This window comes from Leptotrichia sp. oral taxon 847 (assembly GCF_001553645.1).
Classification (GTDB): domain Bacteria; phylum Fusobacteriota; class Fusobacteriia; order Fusobacteriales; family Leptotrichiaceae; genus Leptotrichia.
In genome coordinates this window covers 891,024-916,446 of the sequence record NZ_CP014231.1, presented here as the reverse complement: position 1 = coordinate 916,446, position 25,423 = coordinate 891,024, and the positions used below count along the sequence as shown (strand labels likewise).

The window sequence follows — 25,423 nt, the reverse complement described above, 5'->3', positions numbered from 1 at the left end:
GATAAGAGGTAATATTAAAATGGCTAAAATAGCGGTAACTGGAGTGACAGGACACTTAGGTGGAATTGTTTCAAAATTATGTAAGAAAAATGGAATAGAAGTGAGAAACTTGGCTAGAAATAAGGAAAAGGCTGAAAAAATGGGATTTTCTGATGTTTTTAAGTCGAGTTATGATAAATCAGAAGATACTGTGAAATCGCTAGAGGGAATTGATGTACTTTTTATGGTGTCGGGTTCGGAAAATCCTAATCGAGTTCAACAACATAAGGATTTTATTGATGCGGCTAAAATGGCAAAAGTTTCGCACATTGTGTATCTTTCGTTTTACAATGCTTCAAAAAATTCTGTGTTTACATTGGGAAGAGATCATTATGCTACCGAAGAGTATATTAAAGAAAATGGGTTTAAATATACATTTTTGAGAGATAATTTTTATGCAGATTTCTTTGTGGATATGTGTAGAGAATATGGAGAAATAAAAGGGCCTGCTGGGAATGGGAAAGTTTTTGTTGTAGTGCGTTCAGATGTTTCAGAAGTTGTTGCAAAAATTTTGGAAAATCCAGAAAAATGGGAAAATCAGACTTTGAATATGACAGGGCCTGAGGAATTGACAATGAATGAAATTGGAAAAATTGTGAGTGAACATTTTGGCAAAGAAATTAAGTATACTAATGAAACTGTGGAAGAAGCTTATGAAAGCCGTAAAATCTGGAAAGCTGAACAATGGGAATATGATTCTTGGGTTTCGACTTATACTGCAATTGATAAAGGTGAGCAATCGGGGATTTCTTGTGATATTGAAAAAGTATTGGGACGTAGAGCGACTTCGCTTTCTGAGTATTTGAAGAACTTGTAAAAAAACATTGAAAATTCTAATAAAATTAGTTCCATTAACTAAATTTGGAGAGAGTGTAAATTTTTTGTGTGAATAAAATAAAAAATCCTTATGTTACTGGATTTGTCTAGAGATTCATACAAAATTTTGGACACTCTCTATTTTGAAACTTTTGAGGTGGTTTTACAATGATTGACAAGCTAAAAGAATTAGAGAATCTTGAGAATAAGTATAAGGAAATTGGGAAATTAAATTCGGAGATAGAATCAATAATTGAAAATATAAAAAATGAGGATGGAATAAGCAGGGAAAAGAAACTTTTGGAAGATAATGAAAGGCTGGCAAAGGATTTGAAAGCATTTCATGAAAAGGTGAAAATTAGGGAAGAGGAAATTGGAAGACTTAAAAATAGTAATGCAGTGCTGATTGAAGAATTGAAGGAAGCTAAAAAGGTTAGGAGAAATGGTGAGATTGATAAGTTTCAGAATATTTTGGCTGAGAAGATGAATGTGGAATTGGAAAGTGGAGTGACTAGAAGGCTTTCTAATTATGCAGAGGAAATGAAGAGAAAAGTCAAAATGCTGGAAAGAAATCTTTCTTGTGAATTTTCAGATGAAGCTGATTCTTTAAGAGATGAACTCAAAAAAATTAATGGAAAAATTGGTAATTTTTTAGAAAAAAGTAATAGGAAAACTTTTGAAAATAAGGTATTTCTTCAAGAGGAATCTTCGGTGTTTCATAATAAGATAAAAGAAGAAACGACTTTGAAGGAAGGGGAATTTCTTTTTGAAAGAGAGAAAAAAAGATTTGTATTTGAAAAACTTATTGGTTTGAAGGGTTTTAACTTTTTAGGGATAATATCAATCTTTTTGGGAGTTTTTTTAGTATTTCGGACACAGTTTGCAAAAATTCTGGCAAATAATTATGTAAAAAGTTCGGCTTCGTATTTGCTTGGGATGTTTTTTCTTTTTGCTGGAGAAAAATTTTATCAGAAAAATAAGAAGCATTTTGCAGTTGGGCTGATTGGCGGTGGAATTGGTATTCTTTATTTGACTACGCTTCTTTCTACGTTATATCTCAAACTTTATTCAATGACAGCGGGACTTTTTATATCGGTAATACTGACAGGGCTGGTTGTGATTCTTTCATTGCGATATGATAGCCAGATAATTGGAGTATTGTCGCTGATTGGTGGATATTTGCCTTACGGAGCGTATATTTGGGTGAATAGGAGCAATGTCCAGATTTATTATGTTTTGGCATATTCTTTGATTTTGCAGGGAATTGTGCTTGGAGTTTCTTGGAAAAAGGACTGGATATACAGCAAGATTTTTGGATTTGTTACGGGTGTAGTGAATATGACTGGGCTGATTTATTACTTAAATCACAGCATTCACGACAAGATTACGGCATTTTTCTACATCGTAATCTTCACAACAGCATACAGTTTCATTTTCCTAAATTCTCACAAAAAAGAAAATCGTCAAAGCAACATAATCGACTATATATTTCTAAGTTTAAATCTGATTATAAAATTTTCATTGATTTACAGCCTATTTGACAAGACAACGCCAAGTTGGCTAAAAGCGGTATTAGTTGCAACAGTCGGAATAATTTACGGATTTTTTGGCGACAGGCTCAAGGACAACAAAGTTGCAAAAATCTTTTATATCGTTGCATTAGGAAGTTTTATCCTAATTATCCCGTTAATTGTGCCAGAAAAATTTGTTGTGGTTGCGTGGGGTGCTGAAACTGCACTATTATATTTCTTTTATAGAAAATATAAAAATAAAGAAATGCGATATGGGACAATTGCGATTTATCTAGTTTCGCTGGTAAGTAATTTGATTGTGCGGGAAGAAAAATATTTACTTGTGTATATTCAGGATTTGATGATAATATCTTTTTCATTTGTGCTTTACTTTTTGATAAAACAAAAAAGTTACAAGACAGAAGTTAGGATTTTAAATGGAATATTTAAATATCTGATTTTTACATATTCAATATTTTTTGTAAATAAAGTTGTTTTTAATATTGTCACTTCATTCGAAGCGATAAATTATGGTAAAGATGCATTATTTTGTATATTAGTTTCACTGTTTGTTTTAAGAACAGTAACGTATAGAGTAAAGAAATTACAGGATAGTTTTAGCTTGAAATTTTTAGTAATAATTGAAATAATTTATTTGTTATTTATAAATATGTTTAATTGTGTAAAATATATTCTTGGAAGCGGAGAATGGGTAGAAGAAAATTTGTATTCAAGATATCCGCCAATAAACTTTCAGATATATCTAATTTTGCTAGTTTTTGTAAATATATATTTATTTATGGTCGCAAAAAATGATATTCATTTATGCTTTTTCAGGGAAAAAGAGAAAAAACCATTGTGGATACTCGGAGAATCAATATATTTTCTTTTTGTAGCAAATATTATTTTACGAATATACGAACAGTCAAATATGCTATTTTTAGGAGCTGGATTGGCTTTGGATATAGTTGGATTGCTATTATGTGGATATTTAGTCTGGAAAGGATTTAGAGTGCCGAATAGGAATGTTAGAAGAATTGGGCTTGGAATAGGAATATTTTTTGTGGCAAAAAGTTTTTTATGGGATTTCTTACGATTTGATAATTCCTATAAGTTGATTGCTTACTTTAGTATGGGAGCTATTTTGATTGGAACTTCCTATATTTATCAGACGGCTTTGAAGAAGTTGGAGCAGGAAGTGAAAGAGAGTTTGAGGGATAAGGATTTTGGAAAAGGTGAGAAAAATGAAGAAAATAAATAAAATAATATTGTTTTTATTTTTATTGACAATTGTTCAACTTTTTTCCTATCAGTATTTTAAAACTATAAAAATAACAGGAAAGTCTGCATACAAGCAATTTTTTTTAACAGAGGATATTTATGAGAACAGTAAAAATAATCTTGGAGATATACGGATAATTGATAAAAATGGGAAGGAAGTTCCTTATGTTATCGAAACTGGAAAAGAGCAGGAAAAGCACAGTGAAAAAGTTATTGCAAAGGCAAAAATAGATGAAGTATTGATGAAAAAGGATAAAATGGAATTTATTGTAAAATTTAATTCTGATAGTTCGTTAAAGGATATAATTGGAAATAGGCTTGCGCTGATTTCTTCCAAAAATTTTTACAGCGAATATACTTTGCTTGGAAGTAATAACGGTACAGATTGGGAACAGATAACTTCGGGAGAAATTTACAAAACACCTGATAAGGCAAACTTGACAATAGAATTTTCGGAAAAAAGATATGAATTTTATAAAATTGTAACGCCATTAGATAAAGGGAATATCTTTAGTGAAGCAATTTTGAAATTGTCAAATAATGAGGCTGTAAAACTTAAAACTGTAGGGACAAAATTGGATTATAAAGTTGAGCAGGAAGGAAAAAGTACAATTTTGAAAATCAAGAGCAAGTTTTTGCCTTTAAAAAATATTGTTCTAGATGTAAATGATGAGTTTCAGAGAAATTATGCTGTGAGAAGCGGAGATGATTTTTATGCGGAAGGGATAATTTCCAAAGTTGGAGAAAAGTCAAATTTGATAATAAATTTAGAAAATGTTCCGAAATTGTCTGAAATAATCATTGAAATAAGGAATGGAGATAATTCACCGCTCAAAATAAAAAGGGTAACAGGAAATTATGTTCCAGACAGAATTGTGTTTAGGGCTACAGAAGGGGAAGATTATAAAATAACCTTTGGAGATGAAAGTTTAGATAAGCCTGAGTACGATATTGCAGAATTTGTCGATTCAATAAAGGAACGGGATGAAGTTTTGGTAGGAAAATTGGAAAAAGCAGATGGAAAGAAAGTTTCAAAGCCAAGGGATTACACGGTTTATTATAATGTTTTTATAGGAGCTGTTGTGGTAATATTAATTGGATTTATGTTAAATAAAATAAATAAAAATAAAAAATAGAAGAGGAGAATGAATTATGAATATTGTATTTGTTTTTATAGGAATTTTGGTGATTTTGGTTCTGATGGCAATGGGGATTTACAATAAATATATCAAATTGAAGAATTTGAATGAGGAAGGTTGGAGCGGAATAGGCGTATATTTGCAAAAAAGGCTGGATTTGATACCTAATCTTGTGAATACTGTCAAAGGATATGCGACACATGAAAAGGAAACGCTGGAAAATGTGGTAAAATTGAGAAGTCAAATGATGTCGATTGATACAAAGGATATTGATAATATTGAAAAAATTCAAAAACTTGAAAATGAAATGACAAAAACATTAAGATCAATAATGATGTTACAGGAAAATTATCCAGACTTGAAGGCAAATGAAAACTTTTTGAGCCTACAATCTCAACTAACTCAAATAGAAACAGAAATTCAAAGTTCAAGAAAATATTACAACGGAACAGCAAGAGATAGAAATACTTTTGTGGAAACTTTTCCAAATAATATTTTTGGTGGAATTTTTGGATTCAAAAAGGCTGAGTTCTTTAATGCTGTGGAAGAGGCGGAAAAAGTTCCAGAAGTTAAATTTTAATTTGTTTAAATGAATTTTTAGAAGGGGGATTGTTATGAAAAGTTTTAACAAACAAAAATTAAATAATATTTTTTCAATAATTTTTGTATTTTTCACGTTATTTTTTTTAAATACAAAATTGTTAATTGCTGAAAAAATAACAAATTATGACGTTACAGTTCAGATAAATAAAAATGGGACTTTGACAGTAAATGAAGTGATTGACTATGAATTTGACGGTGCGGCAAAACATGGGATTTATAGGGATATTCCGTTACGTTCAAAGAAAAATGGGGTGGATATTTATAAATCTTACATAAAAATGAATTCGATAAAGAGAAATGCGCTTTCAGAAGAGTATTCAACAAAAAATTTTAATGAAGGAGTAAGATACAGAGTAGGTTCTGCAGACAGATTTGTGGAAAATGGCGTAAACAGATATGAGTTTAACTATGTGATATATAACGCAGTATTTGAAAAAGATGGAATTTATCAGGTATATTTTAATGCAATTGGGCAGTTTTGGAAAGTTCCTATTGAAAAAGCCACAGTGAATATAAAATTTGGAAATGGGAAGCCTGTGACAGAAAATGAAATTAGTAAACTAGATATTTTTACAGGTGAATACGGTCAAAGCGGAAAAGATTATATTGAAAATTTGAATAATGGAACTATTGAAATTAAAACAAACAAGGTTTTACAATCATATAATGGATTAAGTTTCCGTCTGAATTTAAAGACGGATAATATAAACCCAACATTTTTAGATAAACTTCAGACACTTTATTATGCTCACCCTTTACTTGCCGCAGGGCCTGTTATAATAATATTTCTAGCAATTTATGGCTTTGTAACATGGTATATATTTGGAAGAGATGTGGGTAAAAAGGCAATTGTTCCTGAATTTAACATACCTAAGGATATTTCAGCCATGTATGCGGCGTACATTAAAGGTGTAAGGGAACCTAAGGAAATATTGACAATCGGAGTGCTCTCTTTACTTTCTAAAGGTTATGTTGAAGCTGACGATAAAAAAGGTGATGGAAAAAATGTAAAATATACATTGTCTGACAGTAAAAGAAGCAAGCCTAAATTAGCAGAAGAAGAAAAGATTGTCTTTAATGCACTTTCTGATACAGGGAACATATTCAAAAATGAAAGAAGCCTTTATAAAGCTTCAAATAAAATATTGAAATTGTTTGAAAATGAATATAAAAGGAAAGTTTACAGGGATAACAGTATTTTTAATGTTGCATTTATTATCGGTATAGTCATAGTTTTTATAATTTCGACAAATGCAAATAGTGGAACAGAAGGCTTAGCTGACAACAATTTTGAAGTGGCTTATTTAGTTATGGTTGGCTGTGTTTTTGGAATAATTTTAAACAGAGTATTTTTAGTTTTAAAGAATATTTATGGAAGTAAAAGTACGTTTTTAAAAGTTGTTAAGTGGCTAGTAGTATTATTTATGTCAGCAATATATGGAGTTTTAAATTTCATTGTAATTGGCATAATTATGGCAATGTACACTATTTATTCAAAAGTAATTGGAAGATATACAGCTGATGGGATGAGAAAAAAAGAATATCTGGATGGAATGAAAATGTACATAAAGACTGCCGAAGCTAATCAAATTATGAAATTTAATGATGTAGACGAGCTGGTAGCCTATTTTAAAGGGATACTACCGTATGCAGTAGCTCTTGGAGTAAAAAATGAAGCGATAAAACTTATGAAGAATACAATAAAGCTCTATAATTTTGATGAAAATACGTATTCTTACATAAATAGGGGAGTTCATTTCAATACATACGATAGTTTCATTTTGGCAAATACAGTTTCAAGAGTATACAATAATGCGTATAATAAAATAAGAGAAGAAAGATTTAGCACCTTGAGGAATGATTCTGGAAGTTCAAGTGGTTTTGGCGGCGGAGGCTTCTCAAGTGGAGGCGGTTTCTCTGGCGGAGGTTCCGGCGGGGGAGGTGGAGGAAGCTGGTAGAAATATCAGCTTTTTTTGTTATGCGGACTAAGGCGACAGAGCAGGGCTTAAAGTAATTATCAATTATTTTAATAAAAAAAGAAAGGGATAAAATGACATTACAACAATTAAAGTATGTAGTTACAGTCGCTGAAAAAGGGACATTGAGTGATGCTGCAAAAGAGCTTTTTGTTTCTCAACCAGCACTGACTAAGGCTATAAAAGAATTGGAAGATGAAATGAATATATCAATTTTTAACAGAACAAATAAGGGAGTGATTGTTTCTCTTGAGGGAGATAGATTTTTAGGGTATGCAAGACAGGTTTTGGAGCAGACAGATTTATTGGAGGGAGAGTATAAGAAGGGAAATAAGATAACTCGACATTTTTCAGTGTCTGCACAGCATTATTCGTTTGCAGTAAATGCTTTTGTGGATGTGATTAAGAAGTTTGGGGAAAATAAGTACGATTTTACGCTTAGGGAAACGCAGACTAATGAAATTATTGAAGATGTGAGTAAGAGAAAAAGTGAAATTGGGATTTTGTATACTTCAGGAGCGAATAAAACTGTGATTGAGAAAATGATAAAAAGAAATAATCTGAAATTTATTGAATTATTTACTGCAAAGCCGCATGTTTTTATCAGTTTTAATCATCCTTTGGCAAAAAAGGAAAGCATTAGTCTTGAAGACTTGAAGAAATATCCATATTTATCGTTTGAGCAAGGGGATTACAATTCGTTTTATTTTTCGGAAGAAATACTTAGCACGATTGATAGGGATAAAAATATAAAAGTTAGAGATAGAGCGACTTTGTTTAATTTAGCAGTCGGGCTTAACGGATATACTGTGAGTACTGGGATAATCAGTAAAGAATTAAATGGAGAAAATATTATTGCAAGACCGCTGGAAGTTGACGAATATATGAAAGTTGGAATTATAATGCAGAAAAATACCAAACTTAGTGTTTATGGAAAAGTTTATGTTGAGGCTTTGAAAGAGCATTTGAAATATACGGAAATTTTGTAAAATTTGAAAACAATATTATGCGTACTAATTTGTGTAATTTTGCGTATAAATATTATACAATTTTTAATTTTTTTATGAAAGAAAAAGTATAAATAAAAATAGATGGTAACATTTTTTCAAATATATTTGAAGTGTAATGTAAATTGATTATTCCAATTTATTAAGGTATCCTTATTATAGAAAGGTGAATATTATGTTAAACTATAGGGAAACTGAAATATTAAATAACCTTATTAAAGGGAAAAAATATAATTTTAAATTAATATCTGAGAAATATGGAGTGTCAGACAGGGCAGCCAGATATTATATTAATAACATCGACAGCATTTTGCGGTTACTTGACTATAAGATTACTAAAAAGGCTAAAAATAGCATTTCTCTTGACACTAATCAGGATTTTAAAAATTTACTTGAGATTTTGGAAAAAATTCATAAATTATCTATGGAAGATAGGATAAGTATTTTAAAACTAATATTATTTTTTGATGAAAAAGGACTTAATATTACTAAAATATGTGAGGAGCTTGAAATTTCCAGAACGACAATAAAAAAAGATTTAAAATTAATGTCAAAAGAATTTAAAATGCAGAAAATTGAGCTAGTTTATAAAAATGCTAATGGTTATCGCCTTAATGGTAACTTTCGAGACATTCTCATAAAAAAAATTGAACTTTTGGAGAAAATATTTGACTCCCTTAATGATAAAAATTCTTCAAAATTAGTAAAGGCACAGGTTTATCGTTATTTTTTCAAATATATCAAACAAAAAAATATTGAAAATACAAAAAAATTTATTGTAGAAATTGAAAAAGTGATGTTTTTAAATATAAATAAGGAAAGCTATAATAAAATATTTTCTTATGTGTTAATTTTATTAAATTTCGAGAAAATTTATGAAAACAGCAATGATTTGACTGCAAAGAAATTTTTAATTAATACGGAAGAATACAAAAAAATTGAAAAAATTTTAAAAAATATTTTGAATAAAAATGAAATAAAGACTGAGATATTGATTGAAATAACAGATTTAATAATGGGAATAAATATAAACAGTTTAAAAAATAATTCGTTTGAAGACTGGATAAACGAGGAACTGATTATAAAAAAAATGATTTCCAAAGTGAGCAAAATTGTAAAAACTGACTTGACACGTGATGAAATACTATATAACGGGCTTTTATACCATATAAAACCTGCTATGTACAGAATAAAAAATAATATTCAAATTAAAAATTCGGTTTTTCAGGAATTAATTTTAGAAAAAGATCCTATTTTGGATGTAGTAAATAAAGCTATAAAGGAAATTGAAGGACTTTTTGAAGTAAAGTTTCCAGAAGATGAAATTGCTCTTATGGGCTTTCATATAAAGGCTTCCATTGAAAGAAACACTTCTGAAAAAACTAAAAAGGTTATATTAATTTGTGGACTGGGTTATGGCAGTTCAAAGGTGCTTGAACAAAGTTTAAAGGAAAATTATGACTTGGACATTGTGGATGTTTTGCCATACTACTTGATAAAAACTTCAATGCCTAATTATGCGAATATTGATTTAATCTTGTCTACTATTGACTTGGAAGAAAGTTATGATATTCCTGTTGTAAAAATAAATCCATTGCTTAAAGAGGAAGATTTTATTCTTTTGTCAAAATATGGAATACGAAAAAATATAACAAAAATTTCACTAAAACAGCTGATGGAAATAATAAAAAATAATACAACTATAATAGATAAAAGTAAACTTGTGAATGAACTAAAAAACAAATTTGAAAACAAAATTAATGATGATTTATTAGAAGTTGGAATTATTTTAAAAAAAATGCTTAACAAAAACAATTTTCAGTTTGTAAATAAAGTTAAAGATTGGAAAGAAGCGATAACTAAGGCAGGAAATATACTTGAAGAAAATGAAATTATACGACATGACTATATAAGCGAAATGATAAAAATGATTGAAAAGCACGGCGCTTATATCATTATTGAAGAAGGAATCGCAATTCCGCACGCACCAATTTCAGAAAATGTATTAAAAACGGGGATTTCATTATTAGTTATAAAAGAAAAAGTTCTATTTCCAAATGGAAAAGGCGCAAACATATTTTTAAGTTTTGCAACTGCCAACAAGACAGAGCATCTAGGCATTTTAAACGACTTATTTGAATTAATTACAAAATATAACTTTATTGAAAAAATCTCAAAAATAACTAAATATGAAGAATTAGAAGAATACTTCAGAAAGGAACTCATATGTTAGAAAAAATACTTGATGGCAACATTCAAATAGCAGATTCCGTAATTGACTGGAAAGAAAGTATCAAAATCGCAGGAAAACCTCTGCTAAAAAAAAATATAATAACAGAAAATTACATAACAGCTATGATAGAAAGCATTGAAAAACTAGGTTTTTACGTCATTTTAAGGGAAAACCTGGCAATGCCGCATGCAAGGCCTGAAGATGGTACATTGGGAACTGGAGTGAGCCTTTTAAAACTCAATAATCCGGTATATTATGGCAATTCTAAAGTACAGCTGGTATTTGTGCTGGCAACTAAAGATGCTGATAGTCATATGGAAACTCTTATGGAGTTGATGGAATTGTTTCAAGATGACGAAAGTATTGAAAAATTAATAAATTCAAAAGATTATGACGAAATATTAGAAATTATAAAAAATATTGCTTAAAAAAATAAAAATAATTTATAAAAAATTAGGAGGAGATTATTATGAAAATTATGGCAGTTTGTGGATCAGGATTAGGAAGCAGCTTTATGGTAGAAATGAACATTAAAAAGGTTCTTAAAAAAATTGGTGTAGAAGCTGAAGTTGAACATTCTGACTTGGCATCAGCACTTCCTGGAGCGGCAGATGTATTTGTAATGGGAAAGGATATTGCAGAAAGCGCAACAGTTCCAGCTGATAAATTAATTGTTTTAGACAGCATTATAAGTATGCCTGAACTGGAAGAAAAATTAACAGATTATTTCAAAAAATAAAATATAAAATTTAGGAGGGCAAAATGAAAGGCTTATTAACTCTTATTGTGGACATTTTAAAAGTTCCGTCAATTTTAGTTGGATTAATAGCAATGATTGGGTTATTAGTTCAGAAAAAACCATTTACAGACATAGTAAAAGGTACAATTAAAACTATTTTAGGATTTTTGGTATTAGGTGGGGGAGCAGGACTTGTTGTAAGTTCATTAGGGCCTATGGGTAGTATGTTTGAACAAGGATTTCACGTTCAAGGAATCGTTCCTAATAACGAAGCAATTGTGTCAATGGCATTAAAAGAATATGGTACAGCAACAGCACTAATAATGGCTCTTGGAATGTTCTGGAACATATTTATTGCAAGATTTACAAAATTAAAATATATTTTCCTTACAGGGCACCATACTTTGTATATGGCATGTATGATTGGAATAATATTAAAAGTTGGAGGATTTAACGGACCTTTATTAATAATCATCGGCTCACTTACTTTAGGACTTGTAATGGCGATATTTCCTGCGTTGGCACAACCTTATGTTAGAAAAATTACTGGAAGTGATGATGTTGGATTTGGGCATTTCAGCACAATAGGATATGTTTTATCAGGATTTGTCGGTTCTCTAGTTGGAAAAGGTTCAAAATCAACAGAAGAAATGAAATTGCCTAAAAACTTGAGTTTTTTAAGAGACAGCTCTATTTCAATCTCATTGACTATGATGATGATTTACTTAATTTTGGCATTAGTTGCAGGAAAAGGCTATGTTGAAAAGGAACTAAGCGGCGGAGATAATTATTTGGTATTTGCAGTTATTCAAGCTATAACATTTGCAGCGGGAGTTTATATTATTTTATCAGGTGTTAGACTTGTCCTTGCAGAAATAGTTCCAGCCTTTGTAGGATTTTCTGAAAAGCTTGTACCAAATGCAAAACCTGCGTTAGATTGCCCAATCGTATTCCCTTATGCGCCAAATGCTGTATTAATCGGATTTTTATGCAGCTTTTTAGGAGGAATTGTTGGATTATTTATGCTTGGTATGTTAAAATGGACTCTTATCTTACCAGGAGTAGTACCTCATTTCTTCTGTGGAGCGACAGCAGGTGTATTTGGAAACGCCACTGGTGGTAGAAGAGGAGCTTCAATTGGAGCCTTTGCAAATGGATTATTATTAACATTCTTACCTGTAATTTTATTACCAGTATTAGGAAATCTAGGATTTGCAAATACAACATTCTCTGATGCAGATTTTGTAACAGTAGGAATCGTATTAGGAAATATGGCAAAACATATATCTCCAGTAGTAATTTCTGGAATAATTGTTGGAATAACTGCTATTTTAGTAGCCTTTGGATTTGTACCTTCAAAAAAATCAAAATAAATCATTGTTAAAACTAAATAACAATTGACTATCATTTGGAAGGAGCCAAAAATGAATAGTGATTATAATGAAAAAGTGAAAGAAATGAAAAAATTGGCTGCCAATATTAGAATAAACACATTAAAATCCCTTACTAATCTAGGCTTTGGGCATTATGGTGGAAGTTTATCAATCGTTGAGATATTGGCAGTACTGTATGGTGGCATTATGAATGTTGATGCTAAAAATCCACATTGGGAAGAAAGAGATTACTTTGTGCTGTCAAAAGGGCATGCAGGCCCTGCATTGTACACAACTTTAGCTTTAAAAGATTTTTTCCCGCTTGAAGAAATTTACACATTAAATCAGAATGGAACAAATTTGCCAAGCCATCCAGATAGACTTAAAACAAAAGGAATTGATGCAACAACAGGTTCTCTAGGGCAAGGAATCTCAATTGCCACAGGAATTGCAAAAGCTCTGCAAATAGACAAAAAAAATAACAGGGTTTTCTGTATTATTGGAGACGGAGAAATAAATGAAGGGCAGTGCTGGGAGGCATTTCAGTTTATCGCTCACCATAACTTAAATAATTTAACTGTCTTCCTCGATTACAACAAAAAACAGTTGGACGGTGCTTTAGATGAAATAATAAAACCATTCTCTTTTGAAGAAAAAATGAAAGCATTCGGCTTTGATACTGTTACTGTAAAAGGAAATGATATTGAAAAAATGTATGATATTTTGAAAGTGCCTCGTAAAAGCAATGAAAAACCACTATTTGTAATACTTGACACTATAAAAGGGCAAGGTGTCGAATACATCGAAAAAATGAAAAATTCTCATCATCTAAGATTAACTGATGAACTAAAGCAGGAAATTGAAAGGGCTATAAAGGATTTGGAAAGCGAGGTGGAATAAATGATAAAAATTTATAACGGAACTCCAAAAAAAGATGAAATAGAAATGAGAAAAGTTTATTCTTCCAAACTTGGTGAATTAATGGGAAAACACAATGAAATTGTAGCTCTTGAAGCTGATTTAATGAACGCAATTACAACGGACAAAGTACAGAAAGAGTATCCTGAAAGAGTAATAAATTGTGGAATAATGGAAGCAAATATGATAGGTATTGCGGCTGGAATGTCTATCGCTGGAAAATATCCATTTGCACACACTTTTACAGCTTTTGCAAGCCGAAGATGCTTTGATCAGCTCTTTATGTCTGGAGCATATCAAAAAAACAACATAAAAGTAATTGCCTCTGACGCTGGAGTAACTTCCGCCCATAATGGAGGAACTCACATGTCCTTTGAAGATATGGGAATTATGAGAGGTCTTGCTGATACTGTTGTGATGGAAATGACAGATGCTGTAATGTTTGAAAATATTCTCGAACAAATCGCCACAAAAGATGGTTTCTACTGGATTAGAACAATTAGAAAAAATGCAGCAACAATTTATGAAAAAGGCTCAACGTTTGAAATTGGAAAAGGAAATTTGTTAAAAGATGGGGCTGATATTACTTTAATTGCTAATGGAATTATGGTAGCGGAAGCCTTGAAAGCAGCAGAAAAGTTAGAAAAAGAAAAAATAAGTGTTGCTGTAATAGATATGTTCACTTTAAATCCAATAGACAAGGAATTAATCAAAAAATATATACAAAAAACAGGGAAAATAGTAACTTGTGAAAATCATAGCATTCACAATGGTTTAGGAAGTGCAGTTGCCGAGATAATTGCTGAAGCTGGAAATGCAAAATTAAGAAGAATTGGAATAAAGGAAAGATTTGGGCAAGTTGGAACATTAGACTTTCTGATGAATGAGTATGAATTGACTGCGGAGCATATTTATGGAGCAGCGATGGAATTACTGAAAGATTAAAATTTATTTTAATTAAAATAAAAAATATCGATTTATCGAGTTGAAATTTACTAACGAGTCGATATTTTTTTATTCCAATCTTTAGTTGATAGAGTTTTTAAAGACATTTTTATAAATTTATACTATCTCCCATTTAAAAAGCGAATATTTGTTTTAATTATTTGAAAATAAATATTAGGTTTAATCTGCTAAAAAGATTTATAATGTATTCGTTATTCAAATGGGGTTTAGTATTAGATTTATTCAAATATATTATGAAATCTTCCATAACTAATAGTTATAACAAACTAAAAAATAAATGTATTTTACAGAGTACGCATATTTGTATATAATAACTTCATAAAAGATAACAAAATGATTTAAAATAAAATTTTATTTTTTAAATAATATAAATTAAGGAGTTGATAAATATGTGTACAATAAATGCACCTCATAGACATGACGTAGTAGGAAGTTTTTTAAGACCTGAAAGATTGAAGAAAGCTAGAAATGATTTTGAAAAAGGGAAAATTGACAGGGAAGAATTGACAAAAATTGAGAATGAAGAAATTAAAAAAATTGTGGATAAGCAAATTGAGCTAGGATATACAAGTGTTACTGATGGAGAGTTTAGACGTAGTTACTGGCATTTGGACTTTTTCTGGGGATTCAATGGAATTGGGCATATTCACGCTGATAAGGGATATGAATTTAATGGAGTTGTAACTCGTGATGATAGTGCGATTGTTACTGGAAAATTTAGTGGGGAAAATCATCCATTTGTAAAACATTTTACATTTTTGCGAGATTTGGTAAAGGATAAAAAAGGTGTGGAAGCCAGATTTACAATACCAGCTCCATCACAGTTTTATGCGGAATTAGTAAGGGAAGATAAGCATGTCAAGGCACTTCTTGAAGTTTATCCTGATTTTAAAGGATTGGAAGATGATATTGTGAATGCTTACAAAACGGTAATAAATGATTTGTATAACGAAGGGCTTAGAACTTTGCAAATTGATGACTGTACTTGGGGATGTCTTGTAGATGATGATTTTATTGCTTCGTTTATTGAAAAAAGTGATAGGGATAAGGAAGTTATCAGACGTGAATTTGCAGAAAAATTCTTGAATATAAATAACAGGGTATTTCAAAATAATCCAGAAGATTTGGTAATTAATACGCACGTTTGTCGTGGAAATTATTCTTCTACTTGGTTTGGACAAGGTGGATATGACAAAATTGCGGATGAACTTTTTGGAAAAGAAGATGTAAATGCTTATTATTTGGAATTTGATACAGAAAGAGCAGGAACTTTTGAATCACTTGCAAAAGTTTCTGGGGATAAAAAAGTTGTATTGGGACTTATAACTTCTAAAAATCCAACTTTGGAGGAAAAAGAGGCTGTAATTGCCCGTATAAAAGAAGCTTCAAAATATGTTCCGCTAGATAGACTTTATTTGAGTCCACAATGTGGATTTGCTTCAACAGAGGAGGGAAATCATCTTACGGAAGAACAGCAATGGGCAAAACTTAGATTTATCAAGGAAGTTGCGGATGAAGTTTGGGGGAAAAATTAATAGAATATAAAAATTTTAAAGAGGTTATCTCATAATTATGAAACAACCTCTTTTTTTTAGGAAATATTAATATTACTTATAAGTTTTTAAAAATTACTAATTTTTATTGTTGGGATTAGCTCTGTATTCTTTTAGCAATTCATCATTTTCCATAATAAATGGCTTAGCGACAGGCTGTCCCCATGCAGTATCGTATTTATTCATTAAATAATCGTTCAGTTCCAATCGATTATTAAACTTTAACACCTGATAAGGTTGTTGAAATGCCAACTTTTCAATAAACAATAACTTTCCATCTTTTTGAGGAACTAAAATTCCAACGTGTCCTATAAACAGAATATTTTCCTTGGGATCATCATTAAAATGAAAAAATACAGAAATCATTGATATTTTACTATTTTTATCAAATTTGATTCCTCGCTTTTTCCAGATATATTTCACATTTTCAACATGAACTTTCACATCTTTGGTCGCCTTTGTCGGAATTTCTGAAAATAAATTGACAAATTTCTCTTTTTCATTTTGAGAAAATAACTCAAATGGCGTATTTTTCAGCGATTCCAGGTCCATAAAAAGCATTTCCCCGGCATTTACAGCTGGTTTTTCCATTTTTATATAATCCTTCATCAATGTAAACGCTGTTATTCTACAGTTAAATCCTGGAAAATTTTTATTCTTTTTATCCCAAATTTGCTGTATAGCTGCTTCATCGTAAGTTGGATTTATGTTTTTAGAATTAATAAATCCTTTTTTTATTAATCCTTTATTTTCAGTCGTTTCATTGTAGTAATTTACGCTTTTAAAAAATAGATCTATATTACTAGAATTAACTTTTGAATTTTCTAAACTTTCTCTAATCTGCTTTTGCACATCCTTGTCTGCCATATTTGAATAATCAATACTTTTTAAGTCTTCTTTTTTCAATTTTGAATTTTTTATTATTTTTGTATTTTCAGCAGTATTTTGTTTTTTCATATTGTTGTTTTTGCTAATATTTTCATTGGAACAATTTAACATAGATATAACTACTGCAAAAATTAATAACATCTTTTTATTTTTCATTTAATCACCATTTTAATAAATATTTTTTTACTTTATGATTTACTGCTTACATTGAAACTTTTTGTATTTGTAAAATAATTTTTTTTGTTTTGTGAAACTGATATTTTTAAATCTTCTGTATCATTTTGAGACATTTTGTCATCAGAATTTTTATCTTCAGCCAACTCTAAATACAAGTATTTTCCATTTTTTGCTTTTGTATTTTCATCCATCTTATCACTTATATATATCTTAGAAACTTCTCTGTCTATTTTTGTTTCTGTTGTATTTACTATTGGTTCGTCAATTTTATCTTCCGTATTTTTTTTAGAAATATTTTTTTGAGTTACTTTAACTGCATTTTTTGGTAATTTCTCATTTTTTATTGACTTGTTAAATTCAATAATTACAGCTTTTACTTTTTTTCCAGAACCTTTTTTTTCAGTTACTGCTGTTACATTTTTTACATTATTTACATTTAAATTTCCTTTATTTGAAATTTTTATATCAATATGATTATCCTTACTTTCTGTCAATATCACAAATCCAACTAATAGAATCAAAGCTCCAAGTACTATATTTCCTAAAGTTTTTATTTTCATAACGATACCTCCTATTCTTTAAATATTTTATATTTAAACAGTTTGTTATTGTTAATTCATTTTTTCATATTATACACTATATTTTTGTCAAAATTTTGTTTTTTTCCTTAAAAAATCTTTTGAGTTGCCAGTATTTTAAAAAGAATTGAAAATTATGCTAAATTTATTGAGTAATTTATAGATAAAAAAATAATTACAGTGTTAACTTTTTATTTTAGTAAAAAAGGAAAAAAATTTGAAAGTAAAATTTTTTCCTAAAATTTTTACGTTATCCAAATTAAAAATATTCATTTTTTATAAAATTTATGTTATATTATAATTGAAAAAATTTTAAGATAAAAAAATTATACAAAAAGGAGGAGAATTAAATGTGAAAAAGCAATTAAAAAGGATAATTCCATGCTTTGTAGCGGGAATTGCGGGAATAAGTTATGGAAATACAAATTCTATAGATGATACAGATAATTTGGTAAAAATATCAGAAAATAAAAATGAGATTGCTGAAAATTTAGATATGAGAAATAGTTCAAAAGAATTAATTTCGGATGATTCTATTTCAGAAAGATATAATTTTAAGCGGAATACTAATTTTAATTCTAAAAAAGAAAATTATAATGATCCTGATAAAATACAGATTAATTTAGAATTTAAAGAAGGATTTTCAAAAAAACATAAGGATTTTGACAATAAAACTATAAAAAGCCAACAAGTTGTTATGCCTGCTTTTCGATGGACTGGAAAGAGTGGTGTCAATGCTTCTTTTTGGAAAGGAATCACAGATGTTGGAGGCGGATTAATCCCTTATGTAGCTTTTGGTTCATATAAAGCTGCACCGTCTGGAGATCCTCATCAGCAATATTTGGTTAAAAGAGATGAAGATATGGAACAGATAGCGAGAAATAAAGCGGCAGGAATAAAAAATATAGGATATACATATACACATGGTTCTACTAGAAATCTTGATTTAGTTTATGGTGATATTGATAATTTTGTCAATTTTTATGGAAGAGAAAATATAGCGGGATATTTTATCGATGAAATTGAAGGAGGAGCGACTCAGGCACAAATTGATTATATGGCTAAAATTTATAATTATATAAAGTCTAAATATCCAGAAATGACCGTTATTGCAAATAATGGATGGGGAATTAGAGATGGAATCGCACCTTATGCTGATATTTGGATGACTCAGGAAGTTAGTGCAACGGAATATTTGAATAATTATCGTGCTAGAACATCCGAATTTGAAAAGGATCCTGCAAATTCCAATCATATTTTACATGTAATTTATAATGCAACGCCAGAACAATATGAAGAAATTATAAAATTATCTCGTGAACGTAATGCAGGAAATTTGTTTATTACTTCAGATACGAATGCTTATCCCAACGGGTATGATGACTTACCTACATATTTTGAAGATCTGATGATGACAATTAATAACTTTACTCCAAAAACAGGAACTTTATTTTCACCTGAAAATCAGGCGGCGGAAAAAGTTACCGTTGAAATGCCTCGTTCAAAAGTTGATTTAGATTTGACAAGGTCGGCAAGAAATACAACGCTAAAAAATCTTGAAAAGACAAAAGATGGTCAATATAAATTAGACATACAATATTTAGGAAATAATGGCGGAAAATACAGTGATAAGGAAAGCAATGTGAAATATAATTCAGATAGTGATGGAATTTTACTTAACGGTTCAAAAGATTTTGGAAAGTTTACTTTGGGAACAACTTTTGGATATGATACTTCCAATGTTTATTACAAAGAAAAATTTGAAGATGTAAAAGAAAAAATTAAATCATATCAACTTGGATTAAATGGGAAATATGATTTTAATGATAATATTGATTTAATGGGAAGTTTAATTTATTCGGCAAACAAACATAAATTTGAGACAAGTAAAACACTTGGAGCTATAAGTGATGCTGAATTTAAGTCAAAAATTTTAGATTTTTCAACAAAATTGGGGTACAAATTTTTATTTGGTAACGGTTATATAAAACCATATGTTGGACTTGGATTGACGAAAGTAAAAGAAGGTGATATTGATAAACTTAATTTCTCAGGTACCTCAACAACTTCACCAAATGGAACAGTTGGTATTTATGGTGAAACATCACTTGGAAAAGTTGATTTATTTGGTAATGTGGAATATGAACATAGATTTTCTAAAAAATCTTATCACAGAGAAAGAGAACATTTAACAAGATATGAACTTGCACCGTTAACTTATTCAAGAGGCGTAGTAAATGCTGAAGCTGGTTTAAAATATAATATTGCAGACAATTTTGGAGTAAAATTGTCTTATGAGTTGCAAGATAGTAAAAACAGTGCTGTAAAATTAGGCTTTAATGCCGCATTTTAAATATTGAGGAGAAAAGAATTAAATTGATTTATGGATAATAACAAAAGCTTAAAAGATAAGAAGAAAGGAATAATTGTAGGAATAGCATCTCTTGCAGTTTTAGGAATTGTGATTTTGATGTTGATATTTAATGGTGTAAATAAAAATACAAAAAAAAATGCCGATATTGAAGAGGAAGACGATCATATTTTTAGAATTAATCCAGTAAAGAATCCACAACTTGCGTATTATAATTTTCGTGGTGAAGAGTATCCTGATTGGTCAAAGTTTGGAAAAGTTCGGAGTAATGGGCTAAGAGTTCATCAAGGAGTTGACATTTTTGCACCTCCAGGTACGGACGTATATGCAGTTGCTGACGGAAAAGTTGTTGATTTGTATGTCGATAAAACAGGTTATGGACTTAATTTTTATTTAGAAGTGAACCCAAATGATTTGGAAAAAATAAAAAGAAAAAATTATAAGCCAAAAGAAAGTGCAAAAGAAGAACTTTACGGAGATAACTACAATCCTTCGATGCCAATAAAATACATAAGGTATGCGCATTTGAGTGAAGTTAAAGTAAAAATAGGGGATAAAGTGAAAGCTGGGCAAGTTATAGCAAAAACAGGTACGACAGGAAATGCCAGTGGAACTCACGCACCACATTTACATTTTGAAATAGCTTTTGAAATGAGAGGAAGAGGACTTATGAACAGAGTCGATCCCGAAATGTATTTTAAAATAAAAAATGGAAATAAATTGACCAAAGAGGAAAAAAGAATCCAGACGGAAAAAAGTAAAACGCAATGGTTTGAACCAAAAGGTTACGACATAGGATTTAGAACAAAGAGTATATTTTTTAACAAAGAAAAAGAAGAAAAAAAATTAAAAGATTTAGAAGAACATAAAATAGAAAGAAATAGAAAAAAATCTCAAAAAATTTCAAAAAGAAAGTAGAAAAAAATTATGAAAGAGTTAAAAAAGGCGCTTTTAATATACAATCCGAAATCCAGAAATTCAAATGTGATTTTGAATAATTTTGATTTGATAGTAAGAAAACTTTTAGAAAAGGGAATTATAGTAACTTTTTACAGTATAAATAAAAGTTATGACAAATTTTGTGATATTTTAAAAAGTGAAAAATATGATATTTTGATTTTATCGGGTGGAGATGGAACGCTCAGTCGAATACTAAGTGAAATTTATGTGCAAAATATAACATTTCCAAAAGTTGCTATTTTCCCAACTGGAACTTCAAATGACTTTGGAAAATCCTTAAATTTAGGAAATAACATAGGGGACTGGATTTCTAATATTTTAAAAAAAGATCCAAAAAATGTCGATTTTGGATTAATCAATGAACAAAAAATTTTTTTATCATCATATGCAAGTGGACTTTTTTCAAAAATCTCTTACAGCACAGATAAAAATTTGAAAAAGACAATTGGAAAAGTTGCCTATTATTTAAATGGTTTGACGGAATTGACGAATATAAAAAAATTTGATTTAAAGATGAAAATTTTCGCCGATGAAAAAAATGAGAAATGGGAAGAAATTGAGGAAAAAGCAATTTTATTTGTCATTTTAAATGGAAAAAGTGTCGCTGGATTTGATGATATAATTTATGATGCGGATATAAACGATGGATTTTTGCACATTGTGATTGTGAAGAATATCGAAAATCCAGTTGATATTTCGAAAATATTTTTTGATTTGTTAAATAATAATTTGGTGAATAACGACTATGTGAGAATTTTACAAGCAAAAAGTTGTAAAATAAAAAAATTTAAAGAAAAAATAGGAGTTAGTGTTGATGGTGAAAAAGGAGAAAATCAAGATGTGAACATAAAAATTTTAAGTAATAAATTAAAAGTATTCTATTAATTTTTGTAAACATTAGTTAAAAAAAAATATAAAAAAGATATTTAAAATAAGACTTTAAAAATGTTGAAAAATATGGTATAAATAATATATAGTAAAAAATTTTAGTATGGAGGAAAAAAGTATGAATAATGGATATTTAAGTTTTGTTTTGCACGCACATTTACCTTACGTAAGACATCCTGAGTATGAAGAATTTTTGGAAGAAGATTGGTTATATGAAGCGATCACAGAAACATATATTCCACTTTTGGAAATGTTTGAAAATTTAACGAGAGATAATGTTCCTTGGAATATGACAATAACAATGTCGGGGACACTTGTAAATATGTTGAATGACGATTTATTAAGAAATAGATATTTAAAACATATTGATAAACTTATTGACCTTTGCAAAAAAGAATTGGAGAGATTAAAACCTTATCCGGATATGGAAAAAGTTGCCAAACATAATTTTTGGTTCAATCAAAGAGCAAAAGATGTTTTTGAGAAAAAATATGGAAGAGATTTGGTGGGAGCATTTAGAAAATTTCAAGATCAGGGAAATTTGGAAATTATTCCTGTTACAGCAACACACGGATTTTTACCTGTTATGAAAGATTATCCAGAAGCAGTAAACGCTCAGGTTTATATGGCAAAAAAAGATTACATAAAAAACTTTGGAAGAGAACCTAAAGGAATATGGCTTGCAGAATGTGCTTATTATCCTGGACAAGATAAATTTTTGGAAAATCATGGATTTCGTTACTTTTTAGTTGATGCTCACGGAATAATGCACAGTGATCCAAGACCAGTTTACGGTATTTATTCACCCGTTTATACAAGAAATTATGTTGCGGCATTTGCACGTGATTTGGAATCGTCAGAACAAGTGTGGAGTTCAGAAATTGGGTATCCTGGAGATGGAGTTTATAGAGAGTTTCACAAAGATGCAGGATATGAATTGGACTACGATTACATAAAACCTTATTTGCACAGCGACGGCGTAAGAAGAAATATTGGAATAAAATATCACGCGATTACAGATAAAAAAGGAAGCTATAAAGCAGTTTACGACCCTGATTTAGCTTATAACAGAGCTAAAGAACACGCTTACAATTTTGTGTTTAACCGTTCAAAACAAATTCAATTTTTAGCTTCAAAAATGAAATATAGAAAACCTATCGTCATTTCACCATACGATGCAGAATTATATGGACATTGGTGGTATGAAGGTCCTATTTTCTTGGAATGGGTATTTAGAGCAGCAGCAGAATCAGACTTTTCAACAATTACACCATACAAATATTTACAAAAATATCCGACTAACCAAATTGTGGATGTAAGTATGTCAAGCTGGGGAGCAAATGGATATTATGACGTTTGGATAGACGGCTCAAATGACTATGTCTACAGACACTTACACAAAGCAGCAGCAAAAATGATAGAACTTGCAAACGGAAGAGAACCATACAACGAATTGGAATACAGAGCTTTAAATCAAGCTGCGAGAGAATTGGTTATGGCACAGACTTCTTGCTGGGAATTTATAATGTACACAGGAACAATGGTAGGTTATGCTCACAAAAAAATAAGCGATCATGTAAATAGATTATTTAAAATTTACGAAGATTTTAAAGGCGGTTCACTTGACGAAAGCTGGCTTACTGAAATAGAAAGTAGAGATAATATTTTCCCTGAAATGGATTACAGAATGTATAAAAGCAGTTGGCTGTAAAAATTGGATAAATAAAGATATTCTGATATTTAAGACTGGACTTGAGCCAGTCTTTTTTATATAATATAAAAAATTATAGAAAGTAAAAAATTAAAAAAAGGAGGAAAAATGCAAGAAATTATAAAAGTTTTACAAGTTTTGTATAAAATTATCGTATCTTATCTTATTTCTACAAAAGTTGATCTTATGCGTAAAGAAAATAAGTATTTAAAAAATGATGTACGTTTAAAAAATTTTAAATTTACGATGTTAAAAAGATCGGAAAATGAAATAAAAGGATTAAAAAAGCGATATGAAAAAAATAAAACTAAAAAAAATATAAAAAAACTTTATTACAGGCGGGAAAAATATTTAAAAATAAAAAATAATCAAATTAAAATAATAGATTTATCTCAATTTTTTTTGGAAATATCAGTTTATACAATGTTAATACTAACTTCTTTAAACATTGCCTGGCAAATTAAAGTTTTAAATTATCACATTTATTTATTAATTTTTGTAGGTTGGGTGACATTTATCATAGTTTGGATGAGTATTGTCATTATTAGATGGATAACTTTATTTTTTGTGCAAATAACTAAAAAGTTCTATATCGGAACATTTTATCTGCACATAAAATTAGTTAAAATAATTTTCGGAATAATTTTGTTGTGTCTAGCAAATTTTACTTTTAAAAATTATACGTTAACTCTTTTGAAAAAAAATCAAAGTTTTTTAATTTTGGAAAGCGATGATATTGACAAAGTAGATTTGCTGAAAAATTCAACTATTGAAATTTTAAATGAAAACAATCATTTTAAATGGTCAGTTGACAAAAATGGGAAAATTATTAGTCCTGTAAATAAAATAGAAGGAAATTACAGAGTTGAAAATTTATTAGTTAAGGAAAATAGCAGCCTAATGCTTTATTACGAAAAAAATAAAAATAATTTTGACGAAGGAAATAGTGATTTAAAATCTCAAAGAGGCGAATATATTGACTTAAAAAATAATGTTGTAAAAATTTTTTCAAAAGATAAAGTTTACACTGGAAACATTATTTCAGGAAAAATTATAAAACTTTCAAATGGAATTTATTTGCCTTTAAACAGTAGTTACCGCTATTTTCGAAAAAGTAAGGGAAAAGAAATTTTTATTGTGGATAAAAAGCTGAAAAATAAAAAAAAGATTAATTATGTAATGTTTTTAATTTCAGTAATTTTAGTGTTACTTTTGACTTTAAAAGATAGATATTATGATTTGGAATTTATTACAAAAGAAAAGATTATGTACCATATTTTACAAAGAGAGAAAAAATATCCATTTGAAGTGAGAAAACTTGTGCTTTCAATATTAAAAATAATTCGCATGGCAACAGCAATTTATATTCCTTTGCAAGTTTATTTATTAAGAAATATCGTTTTTAGCCTTTTTTTGGAAAAAAGTTTATATAAAATCAACAAAAATATAAATTTATTATTTTCGCTACTATTTTCTCAGACTTTTCTTTTGACAATTTTGATATTTTACGGTTTAAGAAAATTGTACAAAATTTTGAGAGTTATCGCAAAAATAATTTATGAAGAAGGAAGCAATGATTTAAGAGATTTGATTGAAGATGAGAAAAATAAAATAAATTAAACTATAAAATCCCACATCTTAAAATCTTTAGTCAATTGTGATATAATAATTTATAAAATAAAATTGACGATATTAA

At 29.4% G+C, this 25,423-nt stretch carries 20 protein-coding genes; 18 read left to right on the top strand and 2 right to left on the bottom strand.

All coding sequences use genetic code 11. The features are described 5' to 3' along the window. The first annotated feature begins 19 nt into the window (after window positions 1-19). The 13 genes from AXF11_RS04150 to AXF11_RS04090 all read left to right on the top strand — a co-directional run bounded on the left by AXF11_RS04150 (window position 20) and on the right by AXF11_RS04090 (window position 16,136). Entirely contained in the window at window positions 20-856 is an 837-nt protein-coding gene (locus tag AXF11_RS04150) for an SDR family oxidoreductase (RefSeq protein ID WP_068155220.1), read from the top strand. A 167-nt stretch (window positions 857-1,023) separates the two neighbouring features. Beyond that, complete coding sequence (locus tag AXF11_RS04145) at window positions 1,024-3,627, top strand: DUF2339 domain-containing protein (RefSeq protein ID WP_068155219.1); 2,604 nt, start codon at window positions 1,024-1,026, stop codon at window positions 3,625-3,627. Further along, a complete protein-coding gene (locus tag AXF11_RS04140; RefSeq protein ID WP_068155215.1) occupies window positions 3,611-4,783 on the top strand; it encodes a hypothetical protein in 1,173 nt (390 codons plus the stop codon). Before AXF11_RS04145 ends, AXF11_RS04140 begins: the two co-directional genes overlap by 17 nt. Before the next feature lie 16 nt (window positions 4,784-4,799). Then, window positions 4,800-5,366 carry a LemA family protein gene (locus AXF11_RS04135; protein ID WP_068155213.1) on the top strand — a complete coding sequence of 189 codons (567 nt, stop codon included), beginning with the start codon at window positions 4,800-4,802 and terminating at the stop codon, window positions 5,364-5,366. 34 nt (window positions 5,367-5,400) lie between these two features. Beyond that, window positions 5,401-7,347, top strand: coding sequence for a DUF2207 domain-containing protein (locus AXF11_RS04130; protein ID WP_068155211.1), 1,947 nt, complete (start codon window positions 5,401-5,403; stop codon window positions 7,345-7,347). A 92-nt stretch (window positions 7,348-7,439) separates the two neighbouring features. After that, window positions 7,440-8,354: a LysR family transcriptional regulator gene (locus tag AXF11_RS04125; RefSeq protein WP_068155209.1), complete on the top strand. Its 915-nt coding sequence runs from the start codon at window positions 7,440-7,442 to the stop codon at window positions 8,352-8,354. Window positions 8,355-8,547: 193 nt separating this feature from the next. Continuing rightward, a complete protein-coding gene (locus tag AXF11_RS04120) occupies window positions 8,548-10,605 on the top strand; it encodes a BglG family transcription antiterminator (RefSeq protein WP_068155207.1) in 2,058 nt (685 codons plus the stop codon). Further along, the gene (locus AXF11_RS04115; RefSeq protein ID WP_068155204.1) at window positions 10,599-11,033 is read left to right on the top strand and encodes a PTS sugar transporter subunit IIA; all 435 of its coding nucleotides are present in this window, start codon (window positions 10,599-10,601) and stop codon (window positions 11,031-11,033) included. The genes AXF11_RS04120 and AXF11_RS04115 overlap by 7 nt, the downstream gene beginning before the upstream one ends. A 41-nt stretch (window positions 11,034-11,074) precedes the next feature. After that, window positions 11,075-11,344 (top strand): PTS sugar transporter subunit IIB, encoded by a 270-nt coding sequence (locus AXF11_RS04110; protein WP_006803591.1) that lies wholly within the window; start codon window positions 11,075-11,077, stop codon window positions 11,342-11,344. A 23-nt stretch (window positions 11,345-11,367) separates the two neighbouring features. Then, window positions 11,368-12,717 (top strand): PTS ascorbate transporter subunit IIC, encoded by a 1,350-nt coding sequence (locus AXF11_RS04105; protein ID WP_018499078.1) that lies wholly within the window; start codon window positions 11,368-11,370, stop codon window positions 12,715-12,717. Window positions 12,718-12,768: 51 nt separating this feature from the next. Further along, window positions 12,769-13,617, top strand: a complete 849-nt coding sequence (locus AXF11_RS04100; protein WP_068155202.1) for a transketolase — start codon at window positions 12,769-12,771, stop codon at window positions 13,615-13,617. Beyond that, window positions 13,618-14,580 carry a transketolase family protein gene (locus tag AXF11_RS04095; RefSeq protein ID WP_068155198.1) on the top strand — a complete coding sequence of 321 codons (963 nt, stop codon included), beginning with the start codon at window positions 13,618-13,620 and terminating at the stop codon, window positions 14,578-14,580. A gap of 410 nt (window positions 14,581-14,990) precedes the next feature. Beyond that, window positions 14,991-16,136, top strand: a complete 1,146-nt coding sequence (locus tag AXF11_RS04090) for a 5-methyltetrahydropteroyltriglutamate--homocysteine S-methyltransferase (RefSeq protein ID WP_068155196.1) — start codon at window positions 14,991-14,993, stop codon at window positions 16,134-16,136. 96 nt (window positions 16,137-16,232) lie between these two features. Here AXF11_RS04090 and AXF11_RS04085 read toward each other — a convergent pair whose 3' ends face one another. Next, entirely contained in the window at window positions 16,233-17,198 is a 966-nt protein-coding gene (locus tag AXF11_RS04085) for a DUF4300 family protein (RefSeq protein ID WP_068155193.1), read from the bottom strand. Between the two features lie 32 nt (window positions 17,199-17,230). After that, window positions 17,231-17,779: a hypothetical protein gene (locus tag AXF11_RS04080; protein WP_068155190.1), complete on the bottom strand. Its 549-nt coding sequence runs from the start codon at window positions 17,777-17,779 to the stop codon at window positions 17,231-17,233. Window positions 17,780-18,149: 370 nt separating this feature from the next. On the opposite strand from AXF11_RS04080, the gene AXF11_RS04075 reads away from it, so the two are divergent. The 5 genes from AXF11_RS04075 to AXF11_RS04055 all read left to right on the top strand — a co-directional run bounded on the left by AXF11_RS04075 (window position 18,150) and on the right by AXF11_RS04055 (window position 25,347). Further along, window positions 18,150-20,150, top strand: a complete 2,001-nt coding sequence (locus AXF11_RS04075) for an autotransporter domain-containing protein (protein WP_068155187.1) — start codon at window positions 18,150-18,152, stop codon at window positions 20,148-20,150. 30 nt (window positions 20,151-20,180) lie between these two features. Continuing rightward, a complete protein-coding gene (locus tag AXF11_RS11050) occupies window positions 20,181-21,086 on the top strand; it encodes a M23 family metallopeptidase (protein ID WP_068155184.1) in 906 nt (301 codons plus the stop codon). 9 nt (window positions 21,087-21,095) lie between these two features. Next, window positions 21,096-22,013: a diacylglycerol/lipid kinase family protein gene (locus AXF11_RS04065; protein ID WP_068155182.1), complete on the top strand. Its 918-nt coding sequence runs from the start codon at window positions 21,096-21,098 to the stop codon at window positions 22,011-22,013. A gap of 121 nt (window positions 22,014-22,134) precedes the next feature. Next, window positions 22,135-23,727, top strand: coding sequence for a glycoside hydrolase family 57 protein (locus AXF11_RS04060; RefSeq protein ID WP_068155179.1), 1,593 nt, complete (start codon window positions 22,135-22,137; stop codon window positions 23,725-23,727). Between the two features lie 108 nt (window positions 23,728-23,835). Further along, entirely contained in the window at window positions 23,836-25,347 is a 1,512-nt protein-coding gene (locus tag AXF11_RS04055; RefSeq protein WP_068155175.1) for a hypothetical protein, read from the top strand. The last annotated feature ends 76 nt before the right edge of the window (window positions 25,348-25,423 follow it).